The 20,701-nt window shown below is 69.2% G+C and carries 23 protein-coding genes and 1 pseudogene; 10 read left to right on the forward strand and 14 right to left on the reverse strand.

All coding sequences use genetic code 11. The features are described from left to right. The first annotated feature begins 96 nt into the window (after positions 1-96). Complete coding sequence (gene serC / locus AB0J97_RS32985) at positions 97-1,206, forward strand: phosphoserine transaminase (RefSeq protein ID WP_357708210.1); 1,110 nt, start codon at positions 97-99, stop codon at positions 1,204-1,206. On the opposite strand, the gene AB0J97_RS32990 is transcribed toward serC, so the two are convergent. Beyond that, positions 1,203-1,574, reverse strand: a complete 372-nt coding sequence (locus tag AB0J97_RS32990; RefSeq protein ID WP_364095949.1) for a BlaI/MecI/CopY family transcriptional regulator — start codon at positions 1,572-1,574, stop codon at positions 1,203-1,205. The two genes, serC and AB0J97_RS32990, sit on opposite strands and share 4 nt — an antisense overlap. Positions 1,575-1,611: 37 nt before the next feature. Here AB0J97_RS32990 and AB0J97_RS32995 point away from each other — a divergent pair, with 37 nt between their 5' ends. Then, positions 1,612-2,190 (forward strand): TIGR00645 family protein, encoded by a 579-nt coding sequence (locus tag AB0J97_RS32995; RefSeq protein ID WP_357708207.1) that lies wholly within the window; start codon positions 1,612-1,614, stop codon positions 2,188-2,190. 3 nt (positions 2,191-2,193) lie between these two features. Here AB0J97_RS32995 and AB0J97_RS33000 read toward each other — a convergent pair whose 3' ends face one another. From AB0J97_RS33000 to AB0J97_RS33035, 8 genes are all read right to left on the reverse strand, one after another. Beyond that, positions 2,194-2,814 carry a rhomboid family intramembrane serine protease gene (locus AB0J97_RS33000; RefSeq protein ID WP_364095954.1) on the reverse strand — a complete coding sequence of 207 codons (621 nt, stop codon included), beginning with the start codon at positions 2,812-2,814 and terminating at the stop codon, positions 2,194-2,196. Between the two features lie 113 nt (positions 2,815-2,927). Then, entirely contained in the window at positions 2,928-3,692 is a 765-nt protein-coding gene (locus tag AB0J97_RS33005) for a crotonase/enoyl-CoA hydratase family protein (protein ID WP_357708204.1), read from the reverse strand. A gap of 6 nt (positions 3,693-3,698) precedes the next feature. Further along, positions 3,699-4,472, reverse strand: coding sequence for an SDR family NAD(P)-dependent oxidoreductase (locus tag AB0J97_RS33010; protein WP_357708202.1), 774 nt, complete (start codon positions 4,470-4,472; stop codon positions 3,699-3,701). 48 nt (positions 4,473-4,520) lie between these two features. Beyond that, positions 4,521-4,859 (reverse strand): STAS domain-containing protein, encoded by a 339-nt coding sequence (locus AB0J97_RS33015; RefSeq protein ID WP_364095958.1) that lies wholly within the window; start codon positions 4,857-4,859, stop codon positions 4,521-4,523. Positions 4,860-5,020: 161 nt separating this feature from the next. Then, a complete protein-coding gene (locus AB0J97_RS33020; RefSeq protein WP_364096206.1) occupies positions 5,021-5,755 on the reverse strand; it encodes an ABC transporter ATP-binding protein in 735 nt (244 codons plus the stop codon). Beyond that, positions 5,752-6,507, reverse strand: a complete 756-nt coding sequence (cbiQ, locus tag AB0J97_RS33025) for a cobalt ECF transporter T component CbiQ (protein ID WP_357708199.1) — start codon at positions 6,505-6,507, stop codon at positions 5,752-5,754. Before cbiQ ends, AB0J97_RS33020 begins: the two co-directional genes overlap by 4 nt. 23 nt (positions 6,508-6,530) lie before the next feature. After that, positions 6,531-7,544, reverse strand: a complete 1,014-nt coding sequence (locus tag AB0J97_RS33030) for an energy-coupling factor ABC transporter permease (protein WP_364095962.1) — start codon at positions 7,542-7,544, stop codon at positions 6,531-6,533. Positions 7,545-7,618: 74 nt separating this feature from the next. Beyond that, positions 7,619-9,475, reverse strand: coding sequence for a glycosyltransferase family 2 protein (locus AB0J97_RS33035; RefSeq protein WP_364095965.1), 1,857 nt, complete (start codon positions 9,473-9,475; stop codon positions 7,619-7,621). Between the two features lie 292 nt (positions 9,476-9,767). Between AB0J97_RS33035 and AB0J97_RS33040 the strand changes: the two genes are divergently transcribed. Both AB0J97_RS33040 and AB0J97_RS33045 read left to right on the forward strand, forming a co-directional pair. After that, a complete protein-coding gene (locus tag AB0J97_RS33040; RefSeq protein ID WP_357708196.1) occupies positions 9,768-10,139 on the forward strand; it encodes a hypothetical protein in 372 nt (123 codons plus the stop codon). A gap of 314 nt (positions 10,140-10,453) precedes the next feature. Beyond that, the gene (locus AB0J97_RS33045) at positions 10,454-11,395 is read left to right on the forward strand and encodes a D-2-hydroxyacid dehydrogenase family protein (RefSeq protein ID WP_357708195.1); all 942 of its coding nucleotides are present in this window, start codon (positions 10,454-10,456) and stop codon (positions 11,393-11,395) included. Between the two features lie 27 nt (positions 11,396-11,422). Here AB0J97_RS33045 and AB0J97_RS33050 read toward each other — a convergent pair whose 3' ends face one another. Next, complete coding sequence (locus tag AB0J97_RS33050) at positions 11,423-11,992, reverse strand: CGNR zinc finger domain-containing protein (RefSeq protein WP_364095969.1); 570 nt, start codon at positions 11,990-11,992, stop codon at positions 11,423-11,425. A gap of 72 nt (positions 11,993-12,064) precedes the next feature. Between AB0J97_RS33050 and AB0J97_RS33055 the strand changes: the two genes are divergently transcribed. Together AB0J97_RS33055 and AB0J97_RS33060 are read left to right on the forward strand one after the other, a co-directional pair. Next, positions 12,065-12,814, forward strand: a complete 750-nt coding sequence (locus AB0J97_RS33055; protein ID WP_364095972.1) for a class I SAM-dependent methyltransferase — start codon at positions 12,065-12,067, stop codon at positions 12,812-12,814. Positions 12,815-12,868: 54 nt separating this feature from the next. Beyond that, positions 12,869-13,639 carry an arylamine N-acetyltransferase gene (locus AB0J97_RS33060; RefSeq protein ID WP_364095975.1) on the forward strand — a complete coding sequence of 257 codons (771 nt, stop codon included), beginning with the start codon at positions 12,869-12,871 and terminating at the stop codon, positions 13,637-13,639. Positions 13,640-13,793: 154 nt separating this feature from the next. Here the strand turns inward: AB0J97_RS33060 and AB0J97_RS33065 are convergent, their stop codons facing one another. Beyond that, positions 13,794-14,636 carry a hypothetical protein gene (locus tag AB0J97_RS33065; RefSeq protein ID WP_364095978.1) on the reverse strand — a complete coding sequence of 281 codons (843 nt, stop codon included), beginning with the start codon at positions 14,634-14,636 and terminating at the stop codon, positions 13,794-13,796. 55 nt (positions 14,637-14,691) lie between these two features. Between AB0J97_RS33065 and AB0J97_RS33070 the strand changes: the two genes are divergently transcribed. The 3 genes from AB0J97_RS33070 to AB0J97_RS33080 all read left to right on the forward strand — a co-directional run bounded on the left by AB0J97_RS33070 (position 14,692) and on the right by AB0J97_RS33080 (position 17,578). Then, on the forward strand, positions 14,692-15,396 hold the full coding sequence (locus AB0J97_RS33070; RefSeq protein WP_364095981.1) for a class I SAM-dependent methyltransferase: 705 nt from the start codon (positions 14,692-14,694) through the stop codon (positions 15,394-15,396). Positions 15,397-15,599: 203 nt separating this feature from the next. Further along, a complete protein-coding gene (locus AB0J97_RS33075) occupies positions 15,600-16,421 on the forward strand; it encodes a hypothetical protein (RefSeq protein ID WP_364095984.1) in 822 nt (273 codons plus the stop codon). A 422-nt stretch (positions 16,422-16,843) separates the two neighbouring features. Continuing rightward, positions 16,844-17,578: a peptidase E gene (locus AB0J97_RS33080; protein WP_364095986.1), complete on the forward strand. Its 735-nt coding sequence runs from the start codon at positions 16,844-16,846 to the stop codon at positions 17,576-17,578. A gap of 128 nt (positions 17,579-17,706) precedes the next feature. On the opposite strand, the pseudogene AB0J97_RS33085 reads toward AB0J97_RS33080, so the two are convergent. The 3 genes and pseudogenes from AB0J97_RS33085 to AB0J97_RS33095 form a co-directional block, all read right to left on the reverse strand. Next, positions 17,707-17,913, reverse strand: a pseudogene (locus tag AB0J97_RS33085) (hypothetical protein); the annotation flags it as partial. A 543-nt stretch (positions 17,914-18,456) separates the two neighbouring features. Continuing rightward, positions 18,457-19,377 carry a hypothetical protein gene (locus AB0J97_RS33090; protein WP_364095989.1) on the reverse strand — a complete coding sequence of 307 codons (921 nt, stop codon included), beginning with the start codon at positions 19,375-19,377 and terminating at the stop codon, positions 18,457-18,459. Beyond that, positions 19,370-19,834, reverse strand: a complete 465-nt coding sequence (locus AB0J97_RS33095) for an RNA polymerase sigma factor (RefSeq protein ID WP_364096209.1) — start codon at positions 19,832-19,834, stop codon at positions 19,370-19,372. Before AB0J97_RS33095 ends, AB0J97_RS33090 begins: the two co-directional genes overlap by 8 nt. A 232-nt stretch (positions 19,835-20,066) precedes the next feature. Between AB0J97_RS33095 and AB0J97_RS33100 the strand changes: the two genes are divergently transcribed. After that, positions 20,067-20,531: a hypothetical protein gene (locus AB0J97_RS33100; RefSeq protein WP_364095992.1), complete on the forward strand. Its 465-nt coding sequence runs from the start codon at positions 20,067-20,069 to the stop codon at positions 20,529-20,531. The last annotated feature ends 170 nt before the right edge of the window (positions 20,532-20,701 follow it).

Raw genomic sequence — 20,701 nt, forward strand, 5'->3', positions numbered from 1 at the left:
GTCATGAACGGCCCGCCCGATCAAGGGCGGGCCGTTCCGCGTCTCATTCGGCGGACCCGCGCGACGTCACCCGGACGGCCTCAGTACGCTTGGCACGTGGCTGACATCGTGATTCCCGCTGACATCAAGCCCGCCGACGGCCGCTTCGGCTGCGGGCCCTCGAAGGTTCGCACCGAGCAACTGGCCGCGCTCGCCGCCTCCGGCGCGAGTCTCATGGGCACCTCCCACCGCCAGAAGCCGGTCAAGAACCTGGTCGGCCGCGTGCGTTCCGGGCTCGCCGACCTGTTCTCGCTGCCCGAGGGCTACCAGGTCGTGCTGGGCAACGGCGGCACCACCGCGTTCTGGGACATCGCGGCCTTCGGGCTGATCAGGGAGAAGTCCCAGCACCTGGCGTTCGGCGAGTTCTCCTCGAAGTTCGCCGCGGTCGCCAAGAAGGCGCCCTGGCTGGGCGACCCGAGCGTGATCAAGTCCGACGTCGGCACCTACCCCACCGCGGTGGCCGAGGACGGCGTCGACGTCTACGCGCTCACCCACAACGAGACCTCGACCGGCGTCGCCATGCCGATCTCCCGCGTGGGCGGCGACGACTCGCTGGTGCTGGTCGACGCCACCTCCGGCGCGGGCGGCCTGCCGGTCGACATCGCCGAGACCGACGTCTACTACTTCGCCCCGCAGAAGAGCTTCGCCTCCGACGGCGGCCTGTGGATCGCGATCATGTCGCCGCGCGCCCTGGCCAGGGTCGAGGAGATCGCCGCCTCCGGCCGGTACGTCCCCGAGTTCTTCAGCCTGCCGATCGCGATCGACAACTCCGGCAAGGACCAGACCTACAACACGCCCGCCGTGGCCACGCTGTTCCTGCTGGCCGACCAGCTCGACTGGATGAACGGCAACGGCGGCCTGGCCTGGACCACCGCCCGCACGGCCGACTCCAGCCAGCGCCTGTACACCTGGGCCGAGAAGTCGTCCTACGCCACGCCGTTCGCCGCTCCGCAGTTCCGCTCGCAGGTGGTCGGCACGATCGACTTCAACGACGACGTCGACGCCGCAGAGGTGGCCAAGGTGCTGCGCGCCAACGGCATCGTCGACACCGAGCCCTACCGCAAGCTGGGCCGCAACCAGCTGCGCATCGCGATGTTCCCGGCCATCGAGCCGTCCGACGTCGAGGCGCTGACGGTCTGCGTCGACCACGTGGTCGAGCGGCTCTAGCCCGGCGCCCGCCGGCGCGTCCGGCGGGCCAGCTCGTCCAGGAGCGCCAGGGCGTCCTCCTCCTCGACGCTCTGCGCGAACCTCGTCAGCACCGGCAGCCTGTCGGTGCTGACGGCAAGCGCCTCCAGCATCAGGCGGCTGACGTGCTCGGCCCTTGAGCAGGCGGCCGCGTAGCGGAAGGCGTTGCGCGAGGGCGTGCGCACGAGCAGCCCCTTGCGCACCAGCCGCTCGGCCACGGTCTGCACGGTCGTGTACGCGAGGTCGCGTTCCTCGTTGAGCCTGTCGAGCAGCTCCCTGACGCGCATGGCCCGGCCGGCATCCCACAGCACGTTCATGATCGCGCGTTCCAGGGATCCCAGGTTCGCCAACTCACCAGTCCTCCGGCTCGATCAGTAGGAAACATTCTTGCCTGAAAAGCCCCCTATCGGCCAGGGGCGAGCGCTGCCCCGGAGCCTCGGCTACCTCATGTTCGCCAGCCGCTGGCTCCAGGTCCCGCTCTACCTGGGCCTCATCGTGGCCCAGGCGGTGTACGTCTGGCAGTTCATGACCGAGCTGTGGCACCTGCTGAGCAGCGTCTTCCTGCACCCGGCGACCGGCGACGGCACGTCGGCCGAGGTCGTCGTCATGCTCACGGTGCTGGCGCTGATCGACGTCGTGATGATCTCCAACCTGCTGATCATGGTGATCATCGGCGGCTACGAGACGTTCGTCTCGCGCATCAACCTCAACGACCATCCCGACGAGCCCGAATGGCTCTCCCACGTCAACGCCAACGTGCTGAAGGTCAAGCTGGCCACGGCCATCATCGGCATCTCGTCGGTGCACCTGCTGCAGACGTTCATCCGGGCGCGTGACGTGCCCAACGACAAGATCATGTGGCAGACGATCATCCATCTGGCGTTCGTGGCCTCGGCGATCGGCCTGGCGCTCATCGACCGCATGCTCTCCAGCTCGCCGGCCGAGCACACCAAGCCGCACCTGTAGGGCTCAGAGCGAGGCGGGCAGCTCTTTCCTGCGCCGCAGCACCCAGGCGGCCACCACGCCGCCCAGGAGCCCGAACAGGTGGCCCTGCCAGGAGATGCCCTGCTGGTTGGGCAGCAGGCCCCACAGGATCGAGTAGTAGGCCACGCCTACGCCGATGCCGATCAGGATGTCCACCAGGCGGCGGTCGAACAGCCCCCGGGCCAGCACGAAGCCGAAGTAGCCGAAGACCAGGCCGCTCGCGCCGATCGTGATCACGCCGGGGCTGGACACCCACGTGCCGACGCCGCCGATCACCACGATCAGCAGCGTGGCCCACAGGAACTTGCGGATGTCGCGCACCGCCGCCAGGAAGCCCAGCACCAGCAGCGGCAGCGAGTTGGCCATGAGATGGCCGAAGCCGCCGTGCAGGAACGGCGCGAAGAAGATGCCCAGCAGGCCGTCGGGGTCCCAGCCCGCGATGCCGTACGAGTCGAGCGCGCCGCCCATCACGTAGTCGACACCTTCCAGCACCCACATCACGGCGAGCATGGACCCGAGGATGACGATCGCCTTGATCGCGCTCGACAGGAAGGTGCCGGCGCCGCGCCTGGCCGACTCGAACCTGGAACCGGACTGGTCGCTCATGCGCTCTCCTGGTGGTCGTCTCCTCTTTTTTACCGTACGCAGGAAAGCTCACGCGCGCGCGTTGACGCCGCCCCTCCCGGACGTCCCGGAAGGGGCCGGCGTGCCGGCGAGGGTTACTCGCCCTTCCACTGGGGGGCGCGCTTCTCGGCGAAGGCCGCCGCGCCCTCCATCGCGTCCTTGGAGCCGAACACCGGGTTGATGATCGCGCCCTGCTTCTTGAACATCTCCTCCAGCGACCAGTCCTGGGACTCGATGATCACCTTCTTGGTCGCCGCGAGCGCCAGGGGCGCGTTGGCGGCGATCTTGCGGGCCAGCTCCAGCGCGCCCTCCAGGGCGGCCCCCGGCTCGGTGATCCGGTTGACCAGGCCCAGCTCGTACAGGCGGGAGGCCGGGTAGTGGTCGCCGGTCAGGGCGATCTCCATGGCCACGTGGTACGGGATGCGCCGCGGCAGCCGCATGATCCCGCCCGCGCCCGCCACCAGCCCGCGCTTCGGCTCGGGCAGCCCGAACGTGGACTCCGACGAGGCCACGATGACGTCGCAGGACAGGGCCAGCTCGAACCCGCCGGCCAGCGCGTACCCCTCGACCGCGGCCACCAGGGGCTTCTTGGGCGGCGCCTCGGCGATGCCGCCGAAGCCGCGGCCCTCGACCACCGGGAGGTCGCCGGTCAGGAACCCCTTGAGGTCCATGCCCGCGCAGAACGTGCCGCCGGCGCCGGTCAGCACGTACGCCGAGATCTCGGCGCGGGCGTCGAAGGTGTCCAGCGCCTCGGCGATCCCCCGGGCCACCGCGCCGTTGATCGCGTTACGCGCCTTCGGCCGGTTGATGGTGATGATCGCGACGTTTCCGGACTGCTCGACGAGCACTTCGTCAGACACGAGACCTCACTTGGGCTGGAAGCGGATGCCGCCGTCGAAGCGCACGACCTCGGCGTTCATGTAGTCGTTCTGGATGAGCGAGTGGACCAGGTGGGCGAACTCGTCGGCGCGGCCCATGCGCTTGGGGAAGACGACCGGGGCCACGAGCTTGGCCTTGAACTCCTCGGCGTTTCCGGAGAAGCCGTAGATGGGGGTGTCGATGATGCCGGGGCAGATCGTGTTGACGCGTACGCCGATGGCCGCCAGGTCGCGCGCGGCGGGGACCGTCATGCCCACGATGCCGCCCTTGGAGGCGGAGTAGGCGAGCTGGCCCGTCTGGCCCTCCAGGGCGGCCACGGAGGCGGTGTTGATCACGACGCCGCGCTGGCCGTCGGCGTCGACCGGCTCGGTGGCGGCGATGGCGGCCGCGGCGACGCGCATCAGGTTGAACGTGCCGATCAGGTTGACCTCGATCACCTTGCGGTACGTGGCCGGGTTGTGCGGCTTGCCCTCGCGGTTGACCGTGCGCTCGGCCCAGCCGATGCCCGCGCTGTTGACCACGACGCGCAGCGGCTTGCCCGTGGCCACGGCCGCGTCGACGGCCGCCTGCACCTGATCGTCGTCCGACACGTCCGTCCTGACGAAGACGCCGCCGAGCTCGTCGGCGACGGCCTTGCCGCGCTCCTCGTTGAGGTCGGCGATGACCACGGTGGCGCCCGCCCGGGCGAGCTCACGGGCCGAGGCCTCGCCAAGGCCGCTGGCACCGCCGGAGATGATTGCTGCAGATCCGTTGACGTCCATATCCCGGACCTTAACGCGCCAACCGAATGAAGTTCTACTCGGGGCGGGTTAAATTCCCCCCACGGCGCTGTCGACGTCGGAGTACACCTTGATCCGCCGGTCGAGCCCCGTGGTCCGCAGGATGCGGGCCACGGGCGCCTGGGGCGCGGCCAGGCACACCCCGCCGCCTTCTCCGGTGGCCAGCCGCCAGGCCTCGATCAGCACCGAAAGACCGCTGGAGTCCATGAACGACAGCTGCTGCAGGTCGAGCACGAGCCTGGCGCTGTCCTGCTTGATGGCGTCGCGTACCTCGTCGCGGAGGAACGGTGCGGTGAACAGATCGAGCTCTCCCTCAACGGCCACCACCACGGCGTCACCCAGGGCGTGTCGCGCAAGCCGCAGCTTCATTTGGCCCCTCCTCGATGAGCCACTGTACTTCGACATCCCCGGATAGCGGGCATGCACAAACTACGAAGAGCCGGATGTGGAAGGACTGGGCCGGATCGATCGCGCGCCGGAGGTCGCGCCAAGGGTTCCCACCCGGCCCGCGACCTGGGCGCCAGGTCGCCTCACCCGGCCGGGACGGCGAAGCCGTAAGGGAGCTCCAGGCGGTGTTCGGCCAGCAGCCCGGGGTCGGCCAGCAGCTCGCGCGTCGGGCCGTCGGCGGCGATCACGCCTCCCGACAGGATCAGCGAGCGCTCGCACAACTCCAGCGCGTACGGCAGGTCGTGGGTGACCATGAGCACCGTCACGTCCAGCGACCGCAGGATCTCGGCCAGCTCCCGGCGCGCGGCCGGGTCGAGGTTGGAGGAGGGCTCGTCGAGCACCAGGATCTCCGGCCGCATCGCCAGCACCGTGGCCACCGCCACCCTGCGCCGCTGCCCGAACGACAGGTGGTGCGGCGGCCGGTCGGCGGCCTCCAGCATGCCGACCCGGTCGAGCGCGTCGCGGACCACCCGGTCGAGCTCGGCGCCCTTGAGTCCGGCGTTGGCCGGGCCGAAGGCGACGTCGTCCTTGACCGTGGGCATGAAGAGCTGGTCGTCGGGGTCCTGGAAGACCAGGCCGACGCGCTGCCTGATCTCCTTGAGCGTGTCCTTGCGCACCGGGACGCCGCCCACGGCCACATTGCCGTGCCCGGCGGTGAGAATGCCGTTGAGATGCATGACGAGGGTCGTCTTGCCGGCGCCGTTGGGGCCGAGCAGCGCCACCCGCTCGCCGCGGCCGATCGCCAGGTTCACGCCGAACAGCGCCTGAGTGCCGTCGGGGTAGGCGTAGGCCAGGTCACTGACCTCCAAAGAGTTCACCATGAGAGCCCCAGAACCGCGAGTGCCGTGACGGGCAGGGCGAGCGCCGCCCCCCACTGCCCGATGGATGCCGAAATATCTTGAATTATCGGCATCCGTCCGGAGTAGCCGCGGCTCAGCATCGCCAGATGCACCCGCTCACCCCGCTCGTACGAACGGATGAACAGCGCCCCGGCCGAGCGCGCGATCACCGGGATCTGCCGGAAGTTGCGCGCCTCGAACCCGCGCGACTCCCGCGCCACCCGCATCCTCCGCATCTCCTCCACGATCACGTCCATGTACCTGAGCATGAACATGGCGATCTGCACCAGCAGGCTCGGCAGCCGCAGCCGCTGGGCCCCGACGAGGATGACCCGCGGCTCGGTGGTGGCCGCGAGCAGGATCGAGGCGATCACCCCGAGCGTGGCCTTGACCAGGATGTTCCAGGCCGCCCACAACCCCTGCACGCTCAGCGAGACCCCGAGCACCGTCGTGCGCTCCCCCATCCCGATCACCGGGATCAGGAACGCGAACAGCACGAACGGCACCTCGATCACCATCCGCCGCAGCACGTGCCCGAACGGCACCCGCGCGGCCAGCGCGACGCCCCCGAGCAGCACCGCGTAGACCGCGAACGCCCAGAAGCGCTCCCGCGGCGTGGCCACCACGACGACGGCGAAGGCGAAGACGGCGAGCAGCTTGCACTGCGGCGGCAACCGGTGGACCGGTGAGTCACCCGGCAGATAGAGATCGTGCCGATGCCCCGCGCCCACCGTCACTCACCGTCTCTCACAGATCAGACCCCCACGTTCGTACGGCTCCGCGCGGCGAACGCCACGCCACCGGCGATGAGCAGCACGAGCCCGACGCCGACGATCCCGGCCACGCCGACCGGGATGCCGCCCACCTCACCGTAGTCGGCCAGCGCCCACGACCCGAACGCGTGGTCGACCGCCTGGCCGCTGAAGCCCTTGTTCTCGGCCACGGCCTCCAGCCCGTCGGGGTCGGAGGCGGCGAAGAAGGAGACCACGCCGGCCAGCACCAGGGTCAGCCCGATCCCGCCCAGCAGGAACGGCCTGAGCGCGCCCGGCCGGGCCGCCGGCGCCTCCTCGCCCACGGTCGTGGTCGTGCCCTCGGCGCCCTTGAGCACCAGCGGCTTGGCCAGCCCGCGGGCGCCGTAGACCAGGTCGGGCCGTACGGCCAGCACGGCGGCGACGGTGGTGGCGGTGATCAGGGCCTCGCCGATGCCGATCAGCACGTGCACGCCGCCCATGGCCGCGGCCACGGCCGACACCTCGATGGGCGCGGTCCCGCCGATCCAGAACAGCAGCGAGAACACCAGCGCCGAGGCCGGCACCGAGATCAGCGCACCGAGGAACGCCCCGAGCGTCACCCCGCCCCTGCCCCTGCCCCTGGACAACCCGGTGACCAGCCGGAACACGCCCCAGCCGACCAACACGGTGACGATGCCCATGATCGTGATGTTGACGCCCAGCGCGGTCAGCCCGCCGTCGGCGAAGAACACTGCCTGCACCAGGAGCACCACGGCCATGCAGAGCACCCCTGTGTAGGGCCCCACGAGTATCGCCGCCAATGCGCCGCCCAGCAGGTGGCCGCTGGTGCCCGCCGCGACGGGGAAGTTCAGCATCTGGACCGCGAAGATGAAGGCCGCCACGAGCCCCGCCATGGGCGCGGTCCGGTCGTCAAGTTCCCGGCGTGCGCCCCGCAGGCAGACCGCCACCCCGGCGGCCGCCACCGCTCCGGCGGAGACGGAAGTAGCTGCGTTGAAGAAGCCATCGGGTACGTGCACGGCAACGCCTCCAGAAGGACGAACAAATCCTTCTCACTTTAGAGCATTGCCTTGCACCTGCACATAGGTGGCAATTACTGAAGGATCCTCCTGAGGATCGTTCGTGGCGTCAGCCGGTGCACGACCGTGCTCAGCCGCCCCTTCCCCGAGGTCGCGTACGGCCGCACGCTGCGCAGCAACGCCGCGCCCCACCACCTGCGCGGACCGGCGACCGTCTCGGCGTCGGTCTCGACCCTGAACCGCGCGGGCGGCCCGCCCAGGTCGAGCTCCAGGTAGGCGTCCCAGGTGCCGGGCGGGAGCCGGCCCACCGCCGGCCTGGCCGCGAACCCGCCCCCGGGCAGCGCCGTCACGCGCTCGGCGCGCTCGCGGCCGGTACGCCGCTCCCGCCAGACGATCTGCCTGACCGCCGTGCACTCGGGGACCGTCCCGGCCACGCTGACCTCGCCGTGCACGACGAGCCGGTGGCCCAGCGCCCACCGCGTCCTGTGCAGCCGGACCGTGCCGGGCACGGCGACGACGTGCCCGCCGACGTCGATGCTCAGGTTGCCGTTGTCCCGGGTGAAGTACGGCAGGGTCACCACCCCGCCGATCAGGTGGGCCGGCGGCCGGGTGACGCCGTTGTCGCGGTCGGCGCCCAGCCTGCCGTGGCGCACCACCCCCTCCAGCTCGACCGCCACCCGCAGGTCCCAGACGCCGGAGGAGAGCGCGGCGACGTCCACCCGGGCGGTGAACTCGGCGCCCCCCCGCTCGGCCGGGACGACGAGCTCGCCGTGCGGGTCGTTGCGGGCGCGCAGCACCAGGGCCACGCCGTCGTCCTGGCTGATGCCGTCCAGGCCGGCCGTGCCGGTGACCACCAGGTGGTCGCCCTCCCAGCGCAGCCCGGTCAGCCGCCGCCGCACGGTGGCGCTCTCGATGCGGGCCAGCCGCACCAGGCGGTCGACGTCGCCGAGCGCGGCCACGCGCTGCTTGTCGATGCTGTTGAGCCGGGCGTGCACGCCGGGGGTGAACCACTCGTCGCACAGCGCCGCGACCTCCTGCGCGATCTCCTTGCGGCGTACGTCGTCGCTCTCCAGGAACACCGCGCCGAGCTGGGCGAAGGCGTCGAGCCTGAAGTGCCGGCGCAGCAGGTGGTCGCGCAGCGGGCCGGGCTCGACGTGCCGGGCCATGAGCCGGATGGGCCGCCGGATCATGGACAGCCAGGCGACCGGGTCCCTGCTGCCCGCCCGCTGCATGATGCTGGTGCCGTCGGATCTGGAGACCAGGTGGTAGCAGTCGTGGTCGGCGACCACCGAGATCACGCCGGCGTGGCAGTAGGCGTGCACGGTGAACATGATGTCCTCGCCGACCAGCATGTCCTCGGCGAAGCGGATGCCGTGCCGCTCGACCATCTCCCGCCTGAACAGCTTGAAGCAGCTCAGGCTGTTGTAGACGTTGCTGTCGGCGAGGGTCAGGCGCTCGGCGTTCTGCTGGAACATCGAGGCGGGGGCCCGCCTGCCGTGGCCCACGATCTTGCCGAGCACGATGTCGGAGCCGTTCCTGTCGGCCATGGCGACCATGCGTTCGAGCGCCTCGGGGCCGAGGTGGTCGTCGGCGTCGCAGAAGAAGACGTACCGGCCGGTGGCGTGGCCGAGGCCGACGTTGCGCGGCCGGCCCGCGCCGCCCGAGCCCTCGATGTGCACGACCTTCACGCTGGTCTGGTGGTAGGTCGCGTAGAGGTCGAGGAGCTCGGCGCCGCCGTCGGTGGAGCCGTCGTCGACGACGATGATCTCCTTCTTCACCCGCTGCACGAGCGCCGAGGTGAGACACCTGTCCAGATAGGGACGGCAGTTGTGCACCGGGATGACGACGCTGACGTCGACCGTCTCGTCGTTGTTCCCCGCCGCCGACATCGCCACCACTACCGCCACCTCAGAGTCACGTTGCGCTGCCATGTCGTTTCAGTATGTGACGAACGCCCGTCGCCGCGGGGGCCGATCGACCGTCTTCGAGCCACCTAATTTGCCCAGCACGGCGATTCGTTGCATTCCTCGGAAAAGACCCCAGACACGGCTCTAATCAGCACATTCAGCGGTGACCGAATGAGTTTCAGGGGAAAATCTTCGACCTGTGAGAGGAAGAAACTCTCCGCCGGGAGCATGGACCTACTCCTCGGGCTCGCGCGTCATCCTCCGGCGGGGTACAGACGTCTACAGTTAGGCAACCTTGACCGGGAAGGTGGCGGGAATGGCATCGAATCTTCGCTGGCATCGGGCGGGCGGCATGACGATGAGCAAGTCCGACTTCGCTCGTTCCTCAGCGCGTCTGACCGAGCTCTTCCAGTGCTCGGCGATGCTGCGACGTACGCGGATGCGGGCCGAGGAGATCGTCGACGAGGCCCGCGCGCTGCTGGCCGAGGCGGAGGCCGAGGAGCTCGCCGACCCCGACCGCATCGAACGGCTGCGCACCCAACTGGAGCAGGCGCGAGCCTCCTACTCCAAGGTTCTCACCGCATATGTGACGCTCTGCCGCAGGATCAACGAGGAGCGGCAGGAGATTCTGGCGATGCAGATGGAGATGGAGTTGAACCGCGATTCCGGCCTGCCAGGAGTGGCCTGATGATTTGCCCTGGACAATTGCCGCAACCCGCGCGGGAATGACCCCACCGGCCCCCCGGTCCGCGCCTCCCCTGAGAACGTCTCAGATAGATGTGAACCTATGTGACACCTGAGACGTCATTTGTGCAGGGAGGCCCACCATGCGCGTCCTTGACGGTCTGGCGACGCCGGACCTGGAGGAGCTCAACCTGGAGCTGATCCTGGTCGCGGCGCTGCACGAAGAGGCGGAAAGGCTGGCCGCCGACTGAACGGGCTCCAGCTCCCCGGCCCCGCCGGGGAGCTGGAGCAGGGGGCCGCGGCGTAGGATCACAGGTCATGCTGCGCTGCGCCGTCCTCGACGACTACCAGGGCGTGGCCCTCGGCCTGGCCGACTGGTCGCGGGTCCGGGCCACGAGCTTCCGGGCCCACTTCACCAGCCACGACGAGCTGGTCGCGGCCCTCGCCGACGTCGAGATCGTGGTCATCATGCGGGAGCGCACGCCGTTCACCGCGGAGGTGTTCGAGCGGCTGCCCCGGCTGCGCCTGCTGATCACCACGGGCATGCGCAACGCCTCCGTCGACCTCGACGCCGCCCGCGCCCGCGGCGTCACGGTGTGCGGCACGGGCGGCGCCTCCACCCCGCCGGCCGAGCTGACCTGGGCGCTGATCCTCGGCCTGGCCCGGCACCTGGTGCCCGAGGCCACGGCCATGCGCTCCGACGGCCCGTGGCAGAGCACCGTCGGCATGGATCTGCACGGCAGCACCCTCGGGCTGGTCGGCCTCGGCAAGATCGGGGCGCAGATGGCCCGGATCGGGCAGGCGTTCGGCATGGACGTCATCGCCTGGAGCCAGAACCTGACCGCGGCGCGCGCCGGCGAGCTGGGCGTGCGGGCGGTGACCAAGGAGGAGCTGTTCGCCGAGTCGGACGTCGTCTCCGTCCATCTGGTGCTGAGCGAGCGCACCCGCGGGCTGGTCGGCGAGCGCGAGCTGTCGTTGATGCGGCCCAGCGCCTACCTGGTCAACACCTCGCGGGCGGCCATCGTCGACCAGGCCGCCCTGGCGTCGGCGCTGCGCGAGGGGCTGATCGCGGGGGCCGGGCTGGACGTCTTCGAGACCGAGCCCCTGCCCGCCGGGCACGAGCTGCGCAGACTGCCCAACGTGCTGGCCACCCCGCATCTGGGATACGTCACCGGCGGCAACTACGAGACCTTCTTCCGCGACGCCGTGCAGGACATCGACGCGTTCCTGGACGGCACGCCGATCCGCGTCCTCAGCTGACCCGGCCCGGTTCACCTCCTGGCCGGTTCACTCGGTCCGTGTCCTGGCGCGGAAGGCCGCGGTCTTGACCCGGTTCTGGCAGGCGGTGGAGCAGAAGCGGCGGGTGCCGTTGCGGGAGACGTCCACGTAGACGCGGTCGCAGTGGGGGGCGGTGCAGACGCCGAGGCGGTCACTGAACTCGCTGCCGAGCACGATCGCGAGCCCGGTCGCGCAGCTCGCGGCCCAGTCGCCCGCCAGCGAGCCGCCGGGGCCGTGGAAGTGCAGGTGCCACGGCTCGCCGTCGTGGCGTTCGAGCATCGGCCTGGCCCTGCTCTCCTCCAGCAGCGCGTTGGTGGCCAGGGCGGCGGTGTCGGCGTCGCCGTCCGCCACCGCGCGGAACACCTCGCGCAACCGGGCCGCGACCTCGGCCAGCTCGGCGGCGTCGGCCGCGCCGAGCTCGCGGTGGCCGGGATAGACGCTGTCCAGCGCCTCGGAGGCCGCCGCGACGAGGTCGCCGGGGACGGGGAACTCACGCCCTCGCTGCTCGCCCGGGGTCAGCCCGTTGACCAGCGCCACCGCGACCCGGATGATCGTATCCGTGTGACTGTTGTAATCCACTTGACCAGTTACACCTTCGCGCTCTAAGTTGTGACTGCCCAAATCTTAGACGACGGTTACAGGGAGATTGTGATGCTCACCCACGAAGTCGCACTGCACTGGATCGAGCGTTGGGACCGCCAGCAGGAGGGCTACCTGCCCGACCGGGAGGCCCGCTTCACCGCGCTGATCGACGCGGTCGAGGCCCTGGGACGACCCGATCCCGTGGTCATCGACCTGGGCTGCGGGCCGGGGTCGCTGTCCGCCCGGCTGCTCGAACGCCTTCCCCAAGCCACCGTGATCGCCGTCGACGCCGACCCGCTGCTCCTCGGTCTCGGCCGGGCCGCCTACCCGGGGCTTCGGTTCGTCTCCGCCGACCTGCGCACCGGTGGGTGGACCGCGGCGCTCGGCCTCGACCGTCCCGCCGACGCCGCCGTCAGCACCACCGCGCTCCACTGGATCTCGCCGGAGGAGCTCCAGGAGACGTACGCCGAGCTGGCCGGCGTGCTGCGACCCGGCGGGGTCCTGCTCAACGGCGACCACATGGACTCCTCCTCCCCCACCCTGGCCCGGCTGGAGCGCGCGGTGCACCAGCGCGAGACCGACCGGATCTTCGGCGACCGCCTCCCCGAGGACTGGCGCTCCTGGTGGGACGCCATCTCAGCCGACCCCGCGTTCGCCGACCTCAACCAGGAGCGCAGCACGGCCGGCGCCTCCCACGACGGCTCCGAGTCCCACTTGGTCGAGCACCACGTCAACGCGCTGACCAAGGCCGGGTTCGGCGAGATCGGCACGTTGTGGCAGCGGGGTAACAACCGTCTGCTGTGCGCCGTACGGAGCTGAGCCCCGACGCCATCCGGCGGGCACGAGCAGGCGAGACGTGGTTTCCTGTACGTCATGGACGAGTCGCAAGTCACCCGCTACTTGGACAGATTCGGAGCGTCCCGGCCGGTGCCCCCGGACGTCCACGGCCTGCGAGCCCTGCAGCTCGCGCACCTGAGGGCGGTGCCGTTCGAGAACCTGAGCATCCACCTCGGCGAACCCATCTCGCTCGCCACGGACGCCCTGTTCGACAAGCTGGTCACCCGCCGCCGCGGCGGATTCTGTTACGAGCAGAACGGCCTGTTCGCCGCGCTGCTCACCACACTCGGCTATCGGGTGACCATGCTCGCGGCGCGGGTGTTCGGGGGCGGCCGGCCCGGGCCGTTGTTCGACCACCTCGCGCTCCGCGTCGACCTCGACGAGTCGTGGCTGGTGGACGTCGGCTTCGGCGACTTCGCCGACGAGCCGCTGCGGCTGGACGAGCGCGGCGAGCAGAAGGACCCGGCCGGGACGTTCCGGATCGTCCCCGCTCCCGGGGAGCACGGCGATCTCGACGTGTCGCACAACGGTGAGCTCGCCTACCGGCTCACGGGGCGGGCCTACGAGCTGGCCGACTTCGTACCGACCTGCTGGTGGCAGGCGACCTCGCCGGACTCGCACTTCACCAGGTCGCCGGTCTGCTCGATCCGTACGGCGGAGGGGCGTACCACGGTCAGCGGGCGCAAGCTGATCGTCACCCGGCAGGGGGAACGGGCCGAACGCATCCTGAACGAGAACGAGCTGCTTCCGGCGTACCAGGAGCACTTCGGCGTGCTGCTGGACCGGGCACCGGCAGCCGGCGCCTGACTCCCCCTGCCCCTCTCCGGGCTCTTTCGGGCCCTTTGGGGATCTTCCTGGCTCTCCCGGGCCCTTGCGGCTCTTCCTGGCTCGCGGGCCCCCTTGGCTCTTCCTGGCTCTCGGGCCCTTTCGGCTCTTTCTGAGCGGCGGTGCCGAGGCGTCGTCAGCGCCTGATCGGCTCGCGCAACACCGGCAGCCCCGCCTCGGAGTCGAGCACGAGCCGGTTCCCCAGCGGCCGCGCGAGCGTGACGGTGGTCGTGGCCGTCTTCAGCATGGCCGGACACACCTGGACAACCCTGGCACTTCCCTCGTCCACATCGACCACCACCACCTGGTCCGTCTCGTAGACCCGAACCCCGTGCACGGTCTCACAGGCGCCGTACCCGTACCGGAGCAGCAGCCCCTGCGACTCGCCCGCGACGAGGTCGTACGCCAGCACCTCCTCGACCTTCCCCGGCACCCGCTCGGGACGAGCGGTCACAGCCGACGGATCGACCGCCACATGCACCTTCTTCTGCTCGACCCCCTCAACGCTGAACACCCACGCGGGGACCCGGACCGTCCCCCGGCTGGTCTCCACCGGCACCCGGCCCAGCCGCACACCGACCACCCGAAGCGGACGGCAACCCTCGGCCGGGCACTCGTCCTCGATGAAGGGGGCCGGCCTGCCGAACTCCGCGTACGCCCTGGACGCCGACACGAGCGGCACACGCGAGACCTTCCCGTCCGGCCATCGCACGTCCGCGCTGGGCGGTGTGTCCGTGGGCAGTTCGACGTCCAGCCGCCACACACCGTTGTGCGCGCTCCTGTTCACCCAGGCCGGAATGTCGCCCACCCGCGCCCATCCCTGCGGATTCAGCACCTCCAACGCCACGAACCCGTCGCGCCAGGCACGATCGTCCGCCGACTCCTGCCACCGCGCAGCCACCTCACGGGCCCGCCCTTGGAACGTCCCCCGTCGCCCGGAATCATCCCCGCCGCACACCAGCCCGATGAGCAGTGCCATGAAGAGCCCCACGCTCACCCGCGCTCGTGAACCACCTGAACTACGGTGACCGACCATGGCCGACTACATCTCCCCCGTCTTCTACGACTTGCTCGCAGTGAACAGCCACATACCGGACGTCCGCAAGAAGTTGCCGCCCCTCCTGACCGGAGTTCACCGCAGCATCCTGGAGATAGGCGCCGGAACCGGCCTGATCACCACATCCGTGGCCGAATGGACACCAGCCGAGATCTTCGCCCTGGAACCCTCGGCCGCGATGCGCGCGGTCCTACTGTCCCGCCTGGCCGAACGCCCGGACCTGCTCGAACGGATCACCGTACTCCCCCACGACGCCCTGAGCCTCGACCTCGACGACCCGCTCGAAGCCATGGTGATGATCAACGTGATGTACGCCCTGGAACCCGGCTACCGCAAGCGGCTCTGGCCCGTCCTGGCCGGCCAGTTGGAGCCCGGCGGTCTTCTGATCTTCACCTGGCACGACGGCGGCCCGCCGAAACCCCGTCCCATGCGGCAACTCGACTCCCGCCAGGTGGGCCGCCACACGTACACGGTCTCGTCCGAGATCACGGAGTCGGACGACGAAGGCGCCACGTGCCGCTACCTCTACCGGATAACTCAGGGCGACAAACTGCTCAGCGAGGAAGAACTCGTCGGCCACGCCTACCGTCCTGCCTGGGAAACCCTCCGGGAAGAGCTCGCGAGCGCAGGCTTCGTCCAGGCCGACGCCCCCGACGGCCTCCTGGCCTGGCGACGCCCCTGAACCATCCTCGAACACCGGGCTGCCACACCGACCGCCATCGCCTCTCGACGTCCGGGCAAATCGACGGCTCCCTCAATATCCCGCACCACCACTGAAACTCAGAATTACCACTCGGCACAGGATCGTTACGAGATATCCCGCATCTCCCCAACACCATTCTCTTACTCTTTCCTCTGCTATATCTCACCCGATCAAGGACCCTGATGAAGCTCTTCTTCGCAAGCCTCGCGACCACGGCCGCAGTCGTGTGCGCGGCAGCCGTACCCGCTCAGGCCGCATCCCTGGCAACCGTGCAGGCCGCCCCCGCGGACCCGGTGAAAGCCCTGAAGGCCCAACTGCTCCCGGGCAAGGGTGTGAAGATCACCGAATTAAGCAGCATCACCCTCGATTTCACCGCCAACGACCAGGCCATGCAGGTACAGGTGAACACCCGCACCGACGGCACTCTGGCGTTCGGCAAGGGCAACGTGGCGGCCGCCGACCTCCGCGTCCGCATGTCCTCCCGTCAGAAGGCCGCCAAGCCGCCCTACCGGGTCATCGCCGAAGGCAGAAACGCGTACGTGACGAACGCCGGAATCGCCAAGGCGCTGCCCGCCGGTCGTCCCTGGATCGGCGCGAGGACCGGCGACCACGAGAACTCCATCCTCGACACCGGCATCACGCCGGCCGACCTGACGTTCATGCTGGCCAACTCCTCCGAAGTGGCGACCGGCGAATACCAGGGCACCTCCACCCTCGCCGCCTACCGCCACAACAAGGCCGCCGGTGACGGCGACGTCGAATTCCACCTGTACTTCGACAAGAACAACCTGCTCACCCGCGCCGTCGTCGACAGCACATCCACTTCGGACAGCGACGCCTACGAGCAGATGGCCTTCCACACCGACACCAAGTTCTCAGGGTGGGGCGTCAAGACGAAGATCACCGCACCGGCGGCCACCAAGGTCATCAGCGAGAAGAAGCTCAACGCGAAGACCCGCCAGGCCGTCATCAAGGCCGGCTACCCCGAATTCGGCCCCTTCTGACCCCCACCACACTCCCGCCAGGCACCACTGCTGTACGGCCCCGCCGTACAGCAGCCCCCAGCCCTCACCCCGGTCGACGGTGAGCTGAAATTGCTCCTCACCCACCTCACCTTGAGGACCGACATGCATTTCCGGAAGCTCGCAGGCATGGGCGGGATCGTCGATCCTCCCAGCCTCAAGATCGACCCAGCGGAACGCTCCTACTCGTGCCCTCACCACTCAATGATCGCTTCGGAATCACGTGGACCACGCCTTGTGTGAGGCGTGAGACGCGGAATCCGATTCCCCTCTCCGACGTCGTCGGCACTGTCCGGAACCAGGCGCTCCCGTCCTCACCCGGAACCGAGGCCCCGATGGAGGCATGAAGCCGGTGAGGGCGACGAAGGGCTCATTGCACGTGACCCTTCTCAGGCGGAAAATGCGTGATCGTGATCAGAGAGTCCCAGATCCTGGCCTGCTCCGGTGTGCTGTATCCGCCTGAGGGATTCAGGCACGTCGGCGTTCAGATATGGCAGGCGAGACAGTTGGCCGCTGTGCGCAAGCCGCGCATGTGCCTCATCGCGACGGCGGTGGGTGACTCGCGAGAGCACATCGACGGCTGGTCCGCGCGGGCCGCGTCCTTCGGCGACACGCACCTCTCCCATCTCCAGCTGTTCACCCAGCCGAACGTGGCCGACGTGCGGGCGCATCTCCTTGCCCAGGATGTGATCTTCGTATCCGGGGGCAGCGTGGTGAACCTGCTGGCGGTCTGGCGTGCGCACCGCCTCGATGAGATCTTGCGGGAGTGCTGGGAGAAGGGTGTCGTACTTGCCGGACAGAGCGCGGGCAGCCTGTGCTGGCACACGGGCGGCGTCACCGACTCCTTCGGCGACGAACTTGATCCCCTGGATGACGGATTGGGATTCCTGCCGTTCAGCAACGGCGTCCATGACGACTTACGCGATCAGCCCCGGCGGGCACGGTTCCGCGAACTCGTGGGCAGAGAGACGCTGCCTTCGGGGTACGCCACCGAAGACGGCGTCGCCCTGCACTACGTCGGCACCGAACTGCACGAGGTCGTGAGCGTCCTTCCGGACCGGAACGCATGGTTCGTCGAGGCGGACGGCGAGGGCGGGCACAGCGAGCAGGCCCTTCCCGCCCGCCATTGGGTCCCTTGAGAGGAACTGCGCTGCAGCTCCGCCCCCGCGGCCCCAACCCGTGACCCATCCGAGCTGCCGGCATCACACACGTGCTCGATGCGCAACTCTCCGAAGTCCAGCTCGACGCCAGCCGGCGCCCCCATTCGCTCAAGCTCGGTGATCCGCTCTTCCACGGCTGTGACCACTCGCCGCCCGAAATCCTCGATCACTTCGAGGTGGACCAGGACGATACGAGTGCTACGGGGACCGGCGCAAGCCACTTCACGACCACCTCGTCGCGGTCGTCCGTCCCGCGCCACATACGGATGAGCGGCGCCACGCGAGAGCGGCCCAGCACGCCTCTGGGAGATCATCAGAGTGTGATCCGCCAGGCGCTCGCCCTGCCCCTGTCAACAGAAGGTCAGGGGTTCGATTCCCCTCGTCGGCTCTGCAAGCAAAATGGCTCTGAGCAGGCGTGACGCCGTCAGGGGCCTGCTGAATTCCGACCTTCAACCGGTGTCTTCGGCGCCTTTGGGAGCCACCGGGGCCCTGTCCGCCCAGGAGAGCGCTGGAGATGGCTTCCGTGGCCGCCCCTCCAGCAGGTGGCCGTAGACGTCCTTCGTGATCAAAGCGGTGGCTGTGCCGTCGCAGCCCGCGCGAGCTGCGGTCCGGGGCGCCTTCCGCCTCGACCCAATGGCCGGCCGCACACTCGTTGTAGGGGGAAGCCTGATCACCCCGTCCCCGTGGCCTTGGCCCGTTTCTTTCGGGCGGGACGATGGCAGACGGGATGATCAGGCAGAGGTGGAACGCGCAAGTGCGCTACTCGACAGAGGACCCGTGGTGGCCGGTCAGGGCACGCGTCCGGCGAAGCCGCCAGAAGTCCGACCGGGCCAGGACGTGGTCGACGGCGATGGCCCTCAGCGGAGCCGGTCCAGGTCGAACGCCACACCGGCCAGGCGGATCGTCCGCACCCTCGGGTCCTTCAGCAGCTCCCGCAGCTCGCGGACCGAGCTGAGCTGGTCCACATAGCCGTAGGCGAGCCCGGCCTCGGCTGCCTTGCGCAGCCGATCCAAGGACAGGTCGAAGGATCGCAGGTTGGCGTTGTCGTGGTCACGCAGCAGGGCGACCCAGTCGCGGAACTGCGGCAGGTTGCCACCGCACATGTCCTCGGTCTTGTCGCCGCTCTTGCCGAGGTCCATCGCGTCGTTCCAGTAGTCGAAGCCCCAGGTGACAGGGAGGGAGCCGGGTCTGCGCTCGTACACGATCCGTTCGGCGCAGGTGCCGTACTGCTTCACGACCGACTTCATCTCGGCCTCGCCGAGCGGCTGCTCGAACTCCACAACCGCCAGCGAGCTGAGGTCGGCGGGCAGCCGGGCGAGCACCGCGCGCACGTCGTCCTTGGGCGCCAGCGTGGTGCCGATGTCGAACAGAGACTGGGAAAGCCGGGTGTTGGCGGTGTGGCCCAACGGCAGGCGGCCCACGCGGCCGAAGAAGTCCTGACTGATCGCGTACGGCTCGCTCCCGGCCGGCCAGTCTCCGGTCGGCGCGATGGGACGCGCGGCCACCTCGAACGACATCGAGAGGGGCGTGGTCTGGCAACAGGAGCCGACCGTCACCGTGTACGCCGGGTTGTAGATCTTGAACGCGGTGCCGAGCACGGCCTGCATACGGCGTTCCCGGTCGCCGCGGGTCTGCACCAGGGACGAGCCCTCGGTCGCGGCCACCGCGAGCAGCGCCAGCACGGCCAGGACGAGGGCGACCGTCCTGAACAACCCCCGCCGGACCGCGCGCCGGGTGCGCTTTGGGTCGAAGTCCGGTAGGTCCGGCATTTCAGGCATGTCCATTGCTCTCCTCGTAAAGGTCGGCGAAGGCGGCCCTCGCCCGCCACACCGCGGTCTTGATCGAGTTGTGCGACCTACCGGTCATCGCGGCCACCTCCACCATCGAGAAGCCCTCGAAGTAGACCAGCGTGAGCAGCCGGCGTTGCTGCTCGGGCAACCGCTCAAGCGCGTCGCGCACGTCCAGCGACTCCACGTGCAGCGGCGGCACACCCAACTCGTCAGGGTTCGGTAGGGCCATCTCGCGGCGGCTCCTACGTACGTGATCGACCAGGACGTTGCGCGCGATCGTAAGCAGCCACGCCGCCGCGTTATCACCCCGCCAACCGAGCAGCGCTCTGGTCGCCTTGACGAACGTCTCCTGCGCCAGGTCCTCGGCGAGATGCGGATCGCGGGTCCTGCGCAAGAGGAACCCGCACACGAGCGGCCAGTGCTCGCGATACAGCTCCTCGATGATGTCGCCCCCCGAACGGTTTCGATTGTCACGTCACATACAGACGCCACCGCGGCGAGGATGGTCACACGGGTTGCCGATCAATGTGCCGGAAGCATGACATCGCAGCAGAACCAGGGCCGCGCCCTCGACCGAGTGCCGGCATGAGCGCCGTCAACGGTGCATCAGGTGAACGGACATGCTGTGAGCGGATTCCAGGGCCCTTTCTCATCGCGTGCCATGCTGAGATGGCGGAATGAATGAAGCCGATCGCGCTGCGGTGCTCGCCTTGCAGAATCTCTTCGCGACGCTGGGCGCAGATGAGCCTCAGGAGCGGGCTGCCTCAGAGATCTCAGAGGACGTACCTCAGCTGGCCGGCTTCTTGGCGCTGCGGCGCATATGGCCAGACCTGATCAACGGCTGGGCTGCGCCGGGAGCGCTGGAAGGCATTCCCGCGGCTGCCCGACTGCTCGCCGACGGCGCGGACCCCACCGACCTTGCACGGGTCGCCCAGGCGGCCGCCTACGAAACAGCGTTCGGTCTCCTTCACAGCCTCACCGCCCACGGCCGCGACGACGACGCACCCACCGACACCCCTGGCTGGCGTCTCATGGAAACCACACCGTCAGGCGAACTCACGGGCAGGGCCGTACAAGGTCTTCATGAGAGCCTGCTCACCATGGACCCCTCAGGCCGCGACGGGCAGGACATCTTCGGCTAGAGACGGTTGCTGTACGAGATCGAAAAGGCCCTCTCCCGATCGCGGGAAAGGGCCTTCTACGTGCAGAGCCGACGAGGGGAATCGAACCCCTGACCTTCTGTTTACAAGGGCAGGGCAAGCGCCTGGTGGATCACGCCCGGAGATCCCCGAGCAGCAGGTTCAGTCCGTCT

The sequence above is a fragment of the Nonomuraea sp. NPDC049607 genome (assembly GCF_040675375.1).
GTDB lineage: Bacteria > Actinomycetota > Actinomycetes > Streptosporangiales > Streptosporangiaceae > Nonomuraea.

Bases quoted from the DNA above. Each gene is read 5' to 3' on its own strand.
- AB0J97_RS33000 (WP_364095954.1), bottom strand. From the start codon at position 2,814: ATGAGCGACCAGTCCGGTTCCAGGTTCGAGTCGGCCAGGCGCGGCGCC.
- AB0J97_RS33035 (WP_364095965.1), bottom strand. From the start codon at position 9,475: ATGGCAGCGCAACGTGACTCTGAGGTGGCGGTAGTGGTGGCGATGTCG.
- AB0J97_RS33070 (WP_364095981.1), top strand. From the start codon at position 14,692: ATGGCCGACTACATCTCCCCCGTCTTCTACGACTTGCTCGCAGTGAAC.
- AB0J97_RS33055 (WP_364095972.1), top strand. From the start codon at position 12,065: ATGCTCACCCACGAAGTCGCACTGCACTGGATCGAGCGTTGGGACCGC.
- AB0J97_RS33045 (WP_357708195.1), top strand. From the start codon at position 10,454: ATGCTGCGCTGCGCCGTCCTCGACGACTACCAGGGCGTGGCCCTCGGC.
- AB0J97_RS33040 (WP_357708196.1), top strand. From the start codon at position 9,768: ATGGCATCGAATCTTCGCTGGCATCGGGCGGGCGGCATGACGATGAGC.
- AB0J97_RS33065 (WP_364095978.1), bottom strand. From the start codon at position 14,636: ATGGCACTGCTCATCGGGCTGGTGTGCGGCGGGGATGATTCCGGGCGA.
- AB0J97_RS33075 (WP_364095984.1), top strand. From the start codon at position 15,600: ATGAAGCTCTTCTTCGCAAGCCTCGCGACCACGGCCGCAGTCGTGTGC.
- AB0J97_RS33060 (WP_364095975.1), top strand. From the start codon at position 12,869: ATGGACGAGTCGCAAGTCACCCGCTACTTGGACAGATTCGGAGCGTCC.
- AB0J97_RS33100 (WP_364095992.1), top strand. From the start codon at position 20,067: ATGAATGAAGCCGATCGCGCTGCGGTGCTCGCCTTGCAGAATCTCTTC.
- AB0J97_RS33090 (WP_364095989.1), bottom strand. From the start codon at position 19,377: ATGCCTGAAATGCCGGACCTACCGGACTTCGACCCAAAGCGCACCCGG.
- AB0J97_RS33010 (WP_357708202.1), bottom strand. From the start codon at position 4,472: ATGGACGTCAACGGATCTGCAGCAATCATCTCCGGCGGTGCCAGCGGC.
- AB0J97_RS33015 (WP_364095958.1), bottom strand. From the start codon at position 4,859: ATGAAGCTGCGGCTTGCGCGACACGCCCTGGGTGACGCCGTGGTGGTG.